13 protein-coding genes are annotated in these 13162 nt (G+C 71.0%); 5 read left to right on the plus strand and 8 right to left on the minus strand.

The genetic code is table 11. The features are described 5' to 3' along the window. The 3 genes from Ate02nite_RS04420 to Ate02nite_RS04430 form a co-directional block, all read left to right on the plus strand. On the plus strand, positions 1–395 hold a 395-nt coding region (locus Ate02nite_RS04420; protein ID WP_239147119.1), incomplete at its 5' end, for a PfkB family carbohydrate kinase. Beyond that, positions 376–1224: a class II fructose-bisphosphate aldolase gene (locus Ate02nite_RS04425; RefSeq protein WP_203799035.1), complete on the plus strand. Its 849-nt coding sequence runs from the start codon at positions 376–378 to the stop codon at positions 1222–1224. The genes Ate02nite_RS04420 and Ate02nite_RS04425, both read left to right, overlap by 20 nt. Positions 1225–1299: 75 nt before the next feature. After that, positions 1300–3378 (plus strand): ArnT family glycosyltransferase, encoded by a 2079-nt coding sequence (locus Ate02nite_RS04430; RefSeq protein ID WP_203799037.1) that lies wholly within the window; start codon positions 1300–1302, stop codon positions 3376–3378. 28 nt (positions 3379–3406) lie between these two features. Here Ate02nite_RS04430 and Ate02nite_RS04435 read toward each other — a convergent pair whose 3' ends face one another. From Ate02nite_RS04435 to Ate02nite_RS04460, 6 genes are all read right to left on the minus strand, one after another. Then, positions 3407–3907: a hypothetical protein gene (locus tag Ate02nite_RS04435; protein ID WP_203799039.1), complete on the minus strand. Its 501-nt coding sequence runs from the start codon at positions 3905–3907 to the stop codon at positions 3407–3409. Positions 3908–3943: 36 nt separating this feature from the next. Then, the gene (locus tag Ate02nite_RS04440; protein ID WP_203799041.1) at positions 3944–5059 is read right to left on the minus strand and encodes an aminopeptidase P family protein; all 1116 of its coding nucleotides are present in this window, start codon (positions 5057–5059) and stop codon (positions 3944–3946) included. An 80-nt stretch (positions 5060–5139) separates the two neighbouring features. Continuing rightward, entirely contained in the window at positions 5140–5409 is a 270-nt protein-coding gene (locus tag Ate02nite_RS04445; protein ID WP_203799043.1) for a YggT family protein, read from the minus strand. Between the two features lie 87 nt (positions 5410–5496). After that, the gene (locus Ate02nite_RS04450; RefSeq protein WP_203799045.1) at positions 5497–6756 is read right to left on the minus strand and encodes a hypothetical protein; all 1260 of its coding nucleotides are present in this window, start codon (positions 6754–6756) and stop codon (positions 5497–5499) included. After that, positions 6749–7267, minus strand: coding sequence for a SigE family RNA polymerase sigma factor (locus Ate02nite_RS04455; protein WP_203799047.1), 519 nt, complete (start codon positions 7265–7267; stop codon positions 6749–6751). Before Ate02nite_RS04455 ends, Ate02nite_RS04450 begins: the two co-directional genes overlap by 8 nt. A gap of 73 nt (positions 7268–7340) precedes the next feature. Further along, the gene (locus tag Ate02nite_RS04460; RefSeq protein WP_203799056.1) at positions 7341–8336 is read right to left on the minus strand and encodes a nitronate monooxygenase; all 996 of its coding nucleotides are present in this window, start codon (positions 8334–8336) and stop codon (positions 7341–7343) included. 108 nt (positions 8337–8444) lie between these two features. Between Ate02nite_RS04460 and ppk2 the strand changes: the two genes are divergently transcribed. Together ppk2 and Ate02nite_RS04470 are read left to right on the plus strand one after the other, a co-directional pair. Further along, positions 8445–9266, plus strand: a complete 822-nt coding sequence (gene ppk2 / locus Ate02nite_RS04465; protein ID WP_239147120.1) for a polyphosphate kinase 2 — start codon at positions 8445–8447, stop codon at positions 9264–9266. Positions 9267–9478: 212 nt separating this feature from the next. Further along, complete coding sequence (locus Ate02nite_RS04470; RefSeq protein ID WP_203799060.1) at positions 9479–10459, plus strand: ArsR/SmtB family transcription factor; 981 nt, start codon at positions 9479–9481, stop codon at positions 10457–10459. Here the strand turns inward: Ate02nite_RS04470 and Ate02nite_RS04475 are convergent. Together Ate02nite_RS04475 and Ate02nite_RS04480 are read right to left on the minus strand one after the other, a co-directional pair. Continuing rightward, entirely contained in the window at positions 10456–11028 is a 573-nt protein-coding gene (locus Ate02nite_RS04475) for a hypothetical protein (RefSeq protein WP_203799062.1), read from the minus strand. The genes Ate02nite_RS04470 and Ate02nite_RS04475 overlap by 4 nt on opposite strands. After that, the gene (locus tag Ate02nite_RS04480) at positions 11028–13148 is read right to left on the minus strand and encodes a glycoside hydrolase domain-containing protein (RefSeq protein WP_239147121.1); all 2121 of its coding nucleotides are present in this window, start codon (positions 13146–13148) and stop codon (positions 11028–11030) included. The genes Ate02nite_RS04475 and Ate02nite_RS04480 overlap by 1 nt, the downstream gene beginning before the upstream one ends. Positions 13149–13162 lie beyond the last annotated feature (14 nt).

A 13162-nucleotide genomic window follows, 5' to 3' on the forward strand; every position in this document is an offset into this window, starting at 1 on the left:
CAGAGCGGGCCGGCGCGGGTTTCGCCGATCTTGTTGAGTTGGTGCGGGCGGTCGCCAGCGGGCCCGTTGTCGTCTCGCGCGGGGCGGCGGGGCTGCTAGCGATCGCGGAGGACGAGGTCTGGGAGTGCGTTCCACCGGTTGCGCTCGACGGCAATCCGACCGGGGCGGGTGACGCCTGCGTTGCGGCGCTGGCCCGCGGGCTGCGCGACCGCACCGCCTGGCCGGAGCTTCTCGCCGACGCCGTCGCCCTCTCGGCCGCGGCCGTCGCGACCCCGGAAGCCGGCGCCTTCAACCACGACGTCTACCGCCAGACGTTCGCCACCGCCACCCCGCTCCCCCACCGCGTCGGCCCGGCCGAAATCTCAGGAGGCTCCCGTGCTCGCACCCACCGGTGAACTCGTTGCTGCCGCGCTGGCCGGCGGGGGTGCGGTTGGCGCCTTCAACGTCATCACCATCGAGCATGCCGAGGCCATCGTGGCGGGGGCCGAAGAGGCTCGGTTGCCGGTGATTCTGCAGATCAGTGAGAACGCGGTGCGTTTTCATCATGGGCGGCTCGCGCCGATCGCGGCCGCCACCCGGGCCATCGCGGCCGCCTCGAGCGTGTCGGTAGCCCTGCATCTGGACCACGTCGAGTCGGACGAGCTCCTCGCGCAGGCGGCCGCCAACGGGTTCGGGTCGGTCATGTACGACGCCTCTCGGCTGGCCTACGCCGAGAACGTGGCCGCCACCTCGGCGGCGGTTCGGAACTGCCGGGCGCAAGGGCTCTGGGTGGAGAGTGAGCTCGGGGAGATCGGCGGGAAAGGCGGTGCGCACGCGAAAGGGGCCCGCACCGACCCGGGTGAGGCCGCCGCGTTCGTCGCCGCTACCGGGGTGGACGCGCTGGCCGTGGCGGTCGGGTCGTCGCACGCCATGGTCACCCGCAGCGCTCGCCTCGACCACGAGCTGATTGCCCGGCTGGCCGCTGTCGTGCCCGTTCCGCTGGTGTTGCACGGCTCCTCGGGGGTGCCCGACGACGAGCTGACCCGGGCCGTGCGCGGGGGGATGGCGAAGATCAACATTGGGACCGCCCTGAATACCGCGTTCACCGGGACGGTTCGGGCTACGCTCGGGGACGAGCCCGATCTCATCGATCCGCGTCGTTATCTGGCGTCCGCGCGAGTGGCGATGGCGGTGACCGTTTCGACCGCGTTACGGGTGCTCAAATCCGGCGTAATACCCGCGTAATCTCAGCATAGATCTACAGCCGCCTCACAGGTTGCTCCTAGAGTCCACGTAGCACCTCCGGCAAAAGTGGCAACCATGACGTTGACCCTCGAACCACCTCCGGCCGTCGAGAGCGCGGAGCCGTCGCCCCGGCGGCGCTCTTGGCTCGGAGATCCCGCCTGGGCCCGGCCCGCGCTGTGGGTTCTGCTCGCCGGCACCGCCGTGCTCTACCTGTGGGACCTGTCCGCCTCCGGCTTCGCGAACGAGTTCTACGCGGCCTCCGCGCAGGCCGGCTCGCAGTCGTGGAAGGCGTGGCTGTTCGCCTCGCTGGACGCCGGCAACGCCATCACCGTCGACAAGCCGCCCGCCGCGATGTGGGTGATGGGCCTGTCGATGCGGATCTTCGGGGTGAACAGCTGGGCGCTGCTGGTGCCGGAAGCGCTGATGGGCGTGGCCAGCGTGGCGCTGCTCTACTCGGCGGTGCGCCGCTGGTTCGGGCCGGTGGCGGGGCTGCTGGCCGGGGCCACCCTCGCGCTCACGCCGGTCGCGGTGCTGATGTTCCGCTTCGACAACCCGGACGCACTGCTGGTGCTGCTGATGGTCGGGGCCGCCTACGCCACCGTCCGGGCGGTCGAGACCGCGTCCTGGAAATGGCTGGCGCTGGTCGGCGTACTCCTCGGCTTCGGTTTTCTCACCAAGATGCTGCAGGCCTTCCTGGTGCTGCCCGGGTTCGCGCTGGTCTACCTGATCGCGGCGCCCACCAGCATCCTCAAGCGACTGCGGGACCTGCTGATCGGCGGTCTCGCGCTGATCGTCTCGGGCGGCTGGTTCGTGCTGCTGGTGTCGCTGTGGCCGGCCGACTCGCGGCCGTACATCGCCGGCTCCACCAACAACACGCTCTGGCAGCTGGCGATCGGCTACAACGGCCTCGGCCGGATCTTCGGCGGGGACGGCAACCGCGGTGGTGGCGGCGGTGGCGGTGGCGGTGGTGGCGGCAGCATGTTCGGCGGCTCGACCGGCATCACCCGGATGTTCGGCGACAGCTTCGGGATGGAGATCTCCTGGTTGCTGCCGGCCGCTTTGGTCGCGCTTGTCGCGCTTCTGATCGGTACGGCGAAAGCACCGCGCACCGACCGCACCCGGGCCGCGGCCGTGCTCTGGGGTGGCTGGACCGTGGTCACCGGGCTGACCTTCAGCTTCATGAGCGGGACCGTGCACCCGTACTACGCGATCGCGCTGGCTCCCGGCATCGCGGCCCTGGTCGCCATCGGTGCCCGGGTGCTGTGGGGATGGAAGGACAACATCCTGGCCCGGGTCGGTCTGGCCGCGATGGTCGTGGTGACCGGGGTCTGGGACTTCGAGCTGCTCGGCCGGGTCTCGTGGGCACCGGCACTGCGGTGGATCGTGCTGGTCGCCGGGATCCTGGCCGGTGCGGCGCTGCTCATCCCGGGCAGGCTGCTGCGCCGGGGTGGGGTCGTGCTGGTGGCGGCCGTCGCGGTCGGCGCCACCGGGGCGGCGAGCGCGGCCTGGGGCGTCGGCACCGCGGGTGCCTCGCACACCGGATCGACGCCGACGTCCGGGCCGTCCGGGGTGTCGTCCGGCGGCGGCTTCGGGCGGGGCGGTGGCGGGTTCGGCGGCGGACGTACCGGCGGCGGATTCCCCGGCGGCGGCGAAATGCCCGGCGGCGGCACGCAGGGTGGCTTCCCCGGCGGCGGATTCCCCGGCGGCGAGCAGGGCGACGGCAACGGCACCGGCCAAGGGAGTGGGAACGGGCCGGGCAACGCGCCGAGCGGTGGCGGCCGGACCGGTGGCGGCTTCGGCGGCGGAGGCAGCGGGCAGGCCAACTCCGAGCTGGTCGCGCTGCTCAAGGCCACCGACAACCGCTGGGCGGCGGCCACCAACGGCTCGATGCAGGCGGCCCCGCTGCAACTGACCAGCGGCAAGCCGGTCATGGCGATCGGCGGCTTCACCGGCAGCGACCCGTCCCCGACACTCGCCGAGTTCCAGGCCTACGTGAAGGCCGGCGACATCCACTACTACATCAGTGGTGGCGGCATGGGCGGTGGCGGCGGCCGGGGTGGCGGCAGCTCGTCGATCAGCCAGTGGGTCGAGGACAACTACACGGCCACGACCGTGGGCGGAAGCACCGTCTACGACCTGACCCAGGCGAAGTAACCCGCGCCGGCCGGATGACCTCCCGTGGTCATCCGGCCAGGCGCTGGACCTGGTCGAGGCGGCAGGTGAGCTTGTCGCCGACGGCGACCTTGGTGGAGGCGGCGGTCTCGCCGGTGGTGACGGTGTAGGTGCCGGACTTGGTGACCGTGGCACCGGCGTCGACGCCCTTGACGGTGGCCACGCCGGTCGCCACCGCGGTGCGGCTCGCGTCGGCCAGCGACCAGTGCAGGTAGTAGGTGACCTTCTCGGTGGCCGGGTTGGCCAGCGTGAAGCTCAGCTTCCAGGCCGTTCCGGCCGGGTGGCCGTAGGAACTGGCCTGCGCGCAGGAGAACGCCCGGGCCTCGCCGAACACCGTGACCGGGGCCTGGGTGCCGGCCGTCGCGGCGGGCTCGGTCGACCACGGGTGCGTGGTGACGACCACCGCCACGGCCGCGGCGGCACCCGAGATCGCGTACCTCTTGAGGTTGTTGGTCTTCCGGGCATGCCGGGGTTTGAAGCCCGGCGGGCGCGGCAGCGCGAGGTACGTCACGCACGTCCATCGGCAGCGCCCCGCCGCACTTCAGGATTAGGACACGACGGCCAGGCCGTGGTCGGTGTTGTTGAGGCGGTGGCCGCCGGCCGTGGTCACCGTGACGATGTCCTCGATCCGGACGCCGAAGCGGCCGGGCAGGTAGATGCCCGGTTCGATGGAGAAGCACATGCCCGGGACCAGGGGCTGCTTCTCCCCCGCCACCATGTACGGCGGCTCGTGGGTGGTGACGCCGATGCCGTGGCCGGTGCGGTGGATGAAGTACTCCCCGTAGCCGGCGTCCCGGATCACCTGCCGGGCCACCCAGTCGATCTCCTCGCACGGCACGCCCGGTTTGACCGCCGCGAACGCGGCCTGCTGGGCCCGCCGGACGATCGCGTGCACCTCGCGGACCTCGTCGTCCGGTTCGCCCACGGTGACCGTGCGGGTGGTGTCCGAGCCGTAGCCGTCGAGCAGGCCGCCGAAGTCGAGCACCACCGCGTCGCCGGGCCGGATCTCCCGGTCGCCCGCCTCGTGGTGCGGGTTCGCGCCGTTCGGGCCGGAGCCGACCACGGTGAAGTCGACCTGTTCGTGACCGAACTTGCGCAGCAGGGCGGCCAGGTCGGCGGCCACCTCGGTCTCCCGGCGGCCGGCGAAGCGTACGCCCAGGATCTCGCCGTAGGCCGCATCGGCGGCCGCGCCCGCCGCGGTCAGCCGGGCCAGTTCGTGCTGGTCCTTGATCGCCCGCAGCATCGGCTGGCACACCGACAGCGCGTGGTAGCTGGTTCCGGGCAGCGCCTCCTGCAGGCCGATCAGGTGCATCGCCCAGGTGGAGTCGGAGATGCCGTAGCGGCCGCCGGGGCGCAGCAGCGGCGCGACCACGTGATAGGGGTCGGCGGCGTCGTACCAGTCGAGCAACTCCAGGGCCGGCGCGCCGGGCGCGGCGGCCGCGTCGGGTCGTTCCAGGGCCGGCACCACCAGGGTCGGCGGCCGGTCGGGGGTGAGCAGCAGCAGGGTGAGCCGCTCGGTCACCGCGGTCGGCTTGTAACCGGTGAGCCAGGCCAGGTCGGGCCCGATGCCGACCAGCACCCCGGCCAGCCCGGCGGTGGTCGCGGACTCGACCGCCCGCTGCATGCGATGGGCGTAGTCGTCGGCGGTGAACTGCGCAGTCATACATACAGAATCCGGGCCGGTGGCGCCTCGCGCATCCCCCTCGGGGGATGAGGCACCACCGGCCCGGATTATCGAAAAGGTCAGGCGATAAGCGAGCGGACCAGCACGATCGCGAAGAACACGATGATGAAGGCCAGGTCGATCGACATGCCGCCGACCCGCAGCGGCGGGATGATCCGGCGGACCGGGGCGAGAATCGGTTCGGTGACCGCGGTCACGCCGGAGGTCAAACGGTGCCGGAACGAGCCGGCCGTGGTCGGGCCGGCCAGCACGACGGACCAGTCGAGCACCGCGCGAACCACCAGGAGCAGTTGCAGCAACAGCAGTACCAGGCTGACGAGGGCGAGCATCTTTCCTCCAGTTACCGAACGGGGTAGCTGCTATTACTGTGCGTCGGTTTTCTGTGAGGTGGCTGAGCAGCCCCTGTGCCGGGGTAACTACTTACAGCGCCATAGCACCGCCTGGATGACATCCTTCGCGTCGTCCGACTGACCCCCGATGGTCCGGCCGTCGTCGCTGATGCTGTTCGGGATGTTGGTGAGGTTGCCCGGCTTGTGGTCGGCCAGCATGGGCAGCTTCATGGTGGGACCGTCGACGGCCAGGATCGCGTACCCCGACTTGTTGATGCCGACCATCCAGCCCTGCGCGTTGACCGCGTCCGGCCGCATGTCGAACTGATCGACGACCTCGACCTCGCCGGTGCGCACGTTCCACCGGGTCGCCCACATGACCCCGGACACCCCGAGCCGCTCCTCCTCCGATTTCTCGTCGGCCACGCCGATCGCGATCCCGTTGCGAATCGAGAACACCCGGGCGCTCGCCGCCTTCTTGCCCTGGTAGGACGGGAGCGGCAGGTCGTGGTGGGTGCCGTCGGGGAACCAGACGTACGGCGTCTTCAGGTCGAGGTCGCCGACCGTGGTGCCGTCCTCGTCGATGTCGGAGGCGGTGGACGACTTCGTCCCGGCCGGGACCGGGAGCTTGAACGGTTTCGCCGTGGCCGACGACCAGACCAGGGCACTCGACGCGGTGTCACCGGCCGGTGAGCCGGCGTCGACACCGACGATCGCGCCGGCGTCGTTGATCGCGGCCGCGTTGCCGGCTTTCACGCCGGGCAGTTGCACGACCTTGCCGTTCACGTACGCGAACGGCACCTGCTTGTCGTTGAGGTAGCTCCAGCCGATCGCGTCGCCGGACGAGTTGACGTCGGTCATCGACTCCTCCGAGTCGCCGGGGAGCATCACCTTCTTGACCGAGCCGTCGTGCCAGATGACGGCCTGGTAGCCGCCGCCCTTGGGATAGGTGCGGCCGACGTAGTAGGACCCGGTGGGGTCGCCGCCGCCGATCAGCGCCATCGGCTCGTGGTCGGGCGTCGGCAACTTCTCGATCGTGCAGCTCGTCGGGGCGGCCGCGACCGGAGCGGTCCACCCCGCCGTACCGGGAATGGTGTAAGCGGGTTTGGGTTTGGCGCTTGCCGTTGGCTTCTTCGTCGCCACGACGTTCGGCGTCGGCGTGGTGCGGGCGTTGACGACCGCGACGCCGGCGACCGCGACCACGGTGAGCGCCGCGACCCCGGCGTAACCCACGGCCCGGCGCCGGTTGCGGCGGCGCCCGACCGTGATGGCCTGATCGATGTCGACGGTGGACGGGGCGGGCGGTTCGTCGGTGAGGGACCGCAGCAGATCGATTTCGCTAGGCAATTGTCGGCTCCTCTTTCAGGGCGGCCTCGGGCGCACCGAGCAGCCGCCGCAGGGTGGCCAGTCCGCGGGCGGTCTGGCTCTTGACCGTGCCGGCGGAGCAGCCGAGCGCGCCGGCCACCTCCTCAACCGGTAGGTCGTAGAAGAACCGCAGCACCAGCACGGCCCGCTGCCGCCGGGGAACCTGCCCCAGCGCGGCGCGGACAACCTCTCGATCCTCGGCTCCGCCCTCCTCATAAGGGGGCGGTTCGGGCGTATCCCGGAACAGCCTTACCCGCGCCCACGCTCGGCGTTTCTCGTCCAGGAACGTGCGCACCAGCATGGTTCGCACGTACGCGTCGAGGTTGTCGGCGGTCTGCGCCCGCCGCCATTTCACGAACAGCGTGGTGATGGTCTGCTGAACCAGGTCGTCGGCACGATGGGGGTCGCCGGCCAGGACGTACGCGAGCCGCCGCAGCGCAGGAATCTTCGCCTTGACGTAATCCACGTAATCCTCGTCCGCACCAACCCGCATCGCCCCAGCCCTCCGTAGCTCCGTCACCTCTTGGACGGGGACGGCCTCCCGGCCGGTTGTCAGCCGGGCCGAACTATTTCAGAGCATCGATGAGGTCGGCCACCGGCGCCGACCGGGCCGCGGCGAAACCGGCGCCGGCCCAGAGGTTGAGCGCACTCGCGTCGCCGCGAGCGGCCGCCGCGGCGCGGATCGGCGCGGTCAGGTGGTGGATCGCCGGGTAGCCGATCGGGGCGGCGGCCGAATAGGCGTCGGTGAAGCGGTTGCGCAGGGCGCGGGCGGGCTGGCCGGTGAACGCCCGGGTCACCACGGTCTCGCGGTGCTCGCCATCCGCGCCGGCAAGCATGGCGGCGCGCTGGGCCGGGCGGGTGCCGGCCTCGTCGGCCAGCAGGAACGCGGTGCCGCACTGCACCGCGGCGGCCCCCACGCCGAGCAGGGCGTGCACGTCGGCGGCGGTCGCGGTGCCGCCGGCCGCGACGACCGGGACGTCGCTGACCGCCCGCACGGCGGCCAGGACCTCAACGGCGGTGGTGGTGCCGCGGTAGCGGTCCGGGCTGGTGGTGGCGGCGTGCCCGCCGGCCGAGCCGGCCTGGGCGATCAACGCCTGCGGCCGCGCGGCGAGGGCTGAGCGGGCCTCCTCGGCCGAGGTCACCGTGATGAGTACGGCGGTGCCGGCGTCGCGCAGCGCGGTCACCACGGCCCGATCCGGTACGCCGAAGGTGAAGCTGACCAGCGGCACCCGGTAGGTGACCGCAAGCTCGATCTTGGCCGCGTAATGGTCGTCGTCGGTCAGCCGCAGCGTGGGTAGCTCAACCTCGTAGCGGTCGGCCTCGACCCGCAGCAACTGCCGGTAACCCTCAAGGGGTGCGGGGTCGGCCGGAGCTGGGACCGGCACGAAGATGTTGAGACCGTGCGGCTGGCCGGCCACCGCCCGCAGCTCGGCCTCGACCGCCTCGGGCGTCTTGTAACCGGCCGCGAGAAACCCGGTCGCCCCGGCCCGGGCAGCGGCGAGCACCAGAGCCGCGGTCGTCGGCCCGCCGGCCATCGGCGCGACCACCAGCGGAGTCAGCATCAGCCGACCCTATCCCCGCCGAACCAGGCCATCGCCTGCCGCGTGAAACCATCCACGACGGGTGAGGAAAAGGCCGGTCGCCGTGTGTGACCGTGGCTCATGCCACGGATGAAGGAGAAGGACTACCAGCACGAACTGCGCCGCCTGCACGGCGAGCTGGTGGCCATGCAGGAATGGGTGAAGTCCACCGGCGCGAAGGTCTGCGTGGTCTTCGAGGGTCGCGACACCGCGGGCAAGGGCGGCACCATCAAGGCCGTCACCGAGCGGGTCAGCCCCCGCGTCTTCCGGGTGATCGCGCTGCCCGCCCCGAGCGAGCGGGAAAAGTCCCAGATGTATATGCAGCGCTACCTTCCGCACCTGCCGGCGGGCGGCGAGGTCGTCATCTTCGACCGCAGTTGGTACAACCGGGCCGGGGTGGAACCGGTGCTCGGGTTCTGCACGCCGGAGCAGTCGAAACAGTTCCTGCAGGCGGTCCCCGAGGCGGAGCGGGCGATCGTGGACTCCGGGGTGATCCTGCTCAAGTACTGGCTGGAGGTCAGCCCCGAGGAGCAGACCCGCCGGCTGCAGAACCGCATCGAGGACCCGCGCAAGGTCTGGAAGCTCTCGGCGCTGGATCTGAAGTCGTACTCGCGCTGGTATGACTACTCGCGGGCCCGGGACGAAATGTTCCGTTCGACGGACACGGCCTGGGCGCCGTGGTTCATCGCCCGGACCGACGACAAGAAGCGCGGCCGGCTGAACGTGCTCACCCACTTGCTGGCGAACGTCCCCTATCGACCGCTTTCGCCGGAGAAGGTGGTCCTGCCGAAGCGGCAGAAGCCGAACGGTTACCACGAACCGGTGCTGACGACCCGGCACATTCCCGAGCCATTTGGCGGATCGGACAACGGCCACCGGAAGCCTACGAAACCGGACAGTTCGGCGTCTTAACTATTCAGCGAGGCATTAAATGTCTTGTTGCAAGTGGCTTCGTGCGGCAATCGTCAGTGGGTCGAGCCGGCCACCGGGCCTACTCACTGTTGTGGCGGTTGAAAAACGGGGGATCGTCCCAGCCGTGGGCATGTGCGGCGGCGGCTCGGCTTTTTTGCTGCTCAGATCACCGAGCTAAGCTCCGGGCAGAACGATAAGCCCCGGGAGCCGACGTGCTGCGCATCATCTTCACGCCGGAGGACATCGGGCGAGTCCGGATCGCCAATGAGCCGGACCCGATGTGGGAGACGGTGTTCAGTGTCTTCCGCCTCCAGCGACCCGGCCCGGCCCCGATCTTCGGGCCGTGGCGCGAGCACGCGGTGCGCGCGGCCCGGCGGCCCGACCTCGACATCCTGATCCCGCTGATCCGGGGCCGCTACTACCCCGACTTCCTCACCCCGGCCGAGGGCCGGCAGGGCATGGCCGACGGCATCGAGGCGCTGCTGTCCACCCCGAAGACCCGGCTCATGCAGGACATGGTCGAGCTCAGCCGGCTGGGCGAGCCGACACCGTCGTGGATGCGCAAGCTCGCCGAGGGCGACCGGCCGGTGCTGCAACGCCTGGCCGCCGCGATGAAATCGCAGTATCAGGCGGTGGTGGCACCGTTCTGGGCCGAGGCGCAGGCGCACATCGAGGCCGACCGGTCCCGGCGCGCCCGGGCTCTGCTCGACGACGGTTACGAGGGGCTGCTCGACAGCTTCCGGCCGATCATGCGGTGGGACTCGCCGGTGCTCGAGGTGGAGACGCCGTTCGAGCAGACCGTGGAACTCGACGGGCGCGGGCTGTGGCTGGTCCCGTCGTACTTCTCCTGGGGCCAGCCCGACGTGCTGCGTGACCCGGCGCTGCCACCGGTGCTGGTCTACCCGGTGCCTCGGGACCCGGCGCTGATCGCCGGCCGGCCGACGTCCGGTGCCGCGGTGTCCGCGCTGATCGGGCAGACCCGCACCTCGGTGCTGGAGTCGATCGGGGACGGCAGCACCACCTCCGAACTGGCCCGCCGGGTCGGGGTGAGTGCGGCCTCGGTCAGCCAGCACACGGCGGTGCTGCGCGAGGCCCGGCTGATTCACACCAGCCGGGTCGGCAAGGCGGTGCTGCACACGATCACCCCGCTCGGCGCGGCGCTGCTCGGCGATCACCCCGGGCGGCTCTCCTAAGCTTCGCGGGCGGCCGGGTCGGCCACCGCGCCCGCCTTTCGCTCGACCAGCGCGGCCACCCGTTCCAGGGTCTCGTCGCCGGGGGCGGCCGCCACGTGGAAGTGCGACACCTTCGGCGGGGTCAGGTCGCCGCCCCAGATCACGGTGCCCTCCAGGTCGGCCAGGATGTCACGGACGATCGCCTCCTGGTGCGGCCACAGCTGCTCGCTGCCACCGAGCGGGTAGGCGTGCGGGTGCAGTGCGATGCCCGTACCGGAAAGGTAGGTTGTCTCGAATTTGGCGCCGACCGCCTGGTCGGTGCTGAAGGCGGCGATGCCGCCGCCCTCGCCGGTGTCCAGCGGGGCGATCTCGTAATGCCAGCGGCGGGCCACATGCAGGAGTACGGCGGCGGCCGCGCCCGTGTGCAGCTCCACCACCGCGCGTGACCCCTCGATCCGGTGCGCGGCGACCTGGGAAGGGTCGATCCGCCAGCCGTTCTGCGAGGTGGCGGCGGCCTGGGCCGTCCCGGGAGTCATAGCTATGACACCGGCGCCGGCGGTGGCGCCGATCAGTGCCCGGCGGGTGACCATCAGGCCTCCTGGATCTGGTCGAGAATGGACACACCGGGGTCGCTGCCGTCGCGCCACACGTCGTGGTCGAGGCTCCAGCCGGTCTGGAAGGCGTACTCCCGGATCTGGTTCAGCGACCAGTTCTCCGGCATCCGCACGCCCAGGTTGCCGGAGTAACCCCAGGACATCGCGGCGACCATCGACCAGGTCGCGCCGACCTCGCGGGAGATGCGGGTGCAGACGTTGCGGGAGCCGTAGACGCCGAACGTGTAACGGCTGCCGGCCGCGGCCAGGGCCGCCTTCACGCCCTCGAAGTACGGCTTGATGCTGGTGTCGACGTCGGCGTCCAGGGCGTCGTAGTCGACCGCGAAGTAGATGCACGTCCCGGCCGGCAGCCGGTGCTCGACCGACTTGGCGTGCGCGATGGTGCCCTGGTCGTAGCCCTTGTCGTAGGTGAAGTTGGCGAGGACCGTGCCGTTGTACTGGAAGAGCGGGAACAGCCGCAGCCCGGCGTCCAGGATCGCCTGCGGTTCGCCGGGCTTGAGCGCCTTGCCCAGGTAATAGGGGTCGGTGGGCGGCAGATGCTCGTCGAGATAGCGGCCGACGAGGCGGTAACCGGCCCCGAACAGCGCCTGGCCGCGGGCCGGGGTGATCTCGGTGATGCCGTCGGTCGCGGTGGCCGGCCGGGCCGAGTCACCGCTGGCGACCAGGAGTTCGGCCCAGGTGGTGAAGTCGTTGGTGGCCGTCACCGGGATCTGGGTGAACTGCTGGAACGCCCGCAGCCAGGCCAGATGGGTGTCGGTCTGGGCGTCGGTGTCGAGGTCGGAGCCCAGGTAGGCGACGTCCGGCGGGACCGGGGAGTTGACGTAGCAGGCGGCCCGGAACAGGTAGCGCAGGTCGGCCGGGAGCGGCACGACCGAGCCCTTGGTCTTCAGGCCGGCCTGGGTGCCCGCCCCGAAATAGCCGTTGATCGACGCCAGCGGGATGCCCACCTCGTACTGCATGGCCATCAGCAGGCCGTTCTGCAGGTCGCGGGAGGTGCGGCCGTCGCACGGCACCAGGGTCATCGCCGGGATGGCGAGGCCCACCACGTACCGGTTGTTGAGCCGCTGCTGGACCCGCTGCACGGTGAGGTCGCCGCCGGAGACCAGGCGGTACTGGTCCATCCGCAGCAGGCCCTTGCAGATGTGCGGCCAGCCCGGGTTGCCGTAGTCGACGCCGGCGTCGCGGAAGAGCCGCTCCAGAGAGTTCTGCGACTCGGCGGTCCAGGTGCCCTCGGTGCCGGCCGGGTAGCCCTTGCACCAGAGGCCCGCGTTGACGATCCGGACCAGGTTGGGGTTGAGCTCGGCGGCCGGCAGGGTGTTGCGGTTCTTGACCGCCGCGAAGGTGCCCGGCCCGAAATTTTGCACGGTCGGCGTGATGCCCAGCTCGAACTGCAGGCCCTGGGTCAGCGACAGCACGGTCTGCCAGCCGGTGCGGCCGTCCTCCAGGCAGCGCAGGTAACCCGGCGCGCTCGCGTAGGTGGCGTTGACCCAGCGCTGCGCGGCGAAGACGTTGAGGTCGGCCGGCCCGCTCCAGGGCGCGGCCGGGTCGATCGTCGAGCCCGGCTGGGCGTACACCAGGAGGTTGCCCGGGCAGTCGGTGGTGACCCCGAAGGAATGCGGCAGGATCCGGGTGCCGGTCTTGCGTGGAGCCTCGTCGCGCAGGTGCTGGACCAGGTCGCGCAGCGATCGCAGCATCAGCTCACTGGCGGCGTGGTTGGCCCGCATCAGCCCGGCGATCGAGTAGAAGCCGCCGTTGCGGTCGATCGTGTCGACCGCGCCGTCGCCGTTGGCCTCGCCGCGTTCGTAGCCGCGGCCCTGGTAGATCAGGCCGTGCCGGCAGACCAGGAAGTTGAACGAGATGTCCCCGCACGGCCCGGTGACGTCCTCGGCGTAGATCGCCGCGATGTCACGCAGGCAGTCGGTCTCCGACGCGTAGTTGGTGGCGGCCGCGTCGGCCGCCCCGCGATGGTGCAGAAACACGCCGCCGACCGGATCCCAGGGGCTCGCGCTCGGCCGGGGCGGCGCGGACGCGTGCCGCCGCTGCGGATGCGGCACGTACGCGGCCCAGTTCGAGCGCGGCCGGATGTCGACTGTCATCGTTCCCCCATGGC

This window comes from Paractinoplanes tereljensis, from assembly GCF_016862435.1.
Classification (GTDB): Bacteria; Actinomycetota; Actinomycetes; order Mycobacteriales; family Micromonosporaceae; genus Actinoplanes; species Actinoplanes tereljensis.

Excerpts from the sequence above, each read along its gene's own strand:
- Ate02nite_RS04430 (WP_203799037.1), top strand. The coding sequence starts at position 1,300 with ATGACGTTGACCCTCGAACCACCTCCGGCCGTCGAGAGCGCGGAGCCG.
- Ate02nite_RS04440 (WP_203799041.1), bottom strand. The coding sequence starts at position 5,059 with ATGACTGCGCAGTTCACCGCCGACGACTACGCCCATCGCATGCAGCGG.
- Ate02nite_RS04445 (WP_203799043.1), bottom strand. The coding sequence starts at position 5,409 with ATGCTCGCCCTCGTCAGCCTGGTACTGCTGTTGCTGCAACTGCTCCTG.
- Ate02nite_RS04455 (WP_203799047.1), bottom strand. The coding sequence starts at position 7,267 with ATGCGGGTTGGTGCGGACGAGGATTACGTGGATTACGTCAAGGCGAAG.
- Ate02nite_RS04460 (WP_203799056.1), bottom strand. The coding sequence starts at position 8,336 with ATGCTGACTCCGCTGGTGGTCGCGCCGATGGCCGGCGGGCCGACGACC.
- ppk2 (WP_239147120.1), top strand. The coding sequence starts at position 8,445 with ATGAAGGAGAAGGACTACCAGCACGAACTGCGCCGCCTGCACGGCGAG.
- Ate02nite_RS04475 (WP_203799062.1), bottom strand. The coding sequence starts at position 11,028 with ATGGTCACCCGCCGGGCACTGATCGGCGCCACCGCCGGCGCCGGTGTC.
- Ate02nite_RS04480 (WP_239147121.1), bottom strand. The coding sequence starts at position 13,148 with ATGACAGTCGACATCCGGCCGCGCTCGAACTGGGCCGCGTACGTGCCG.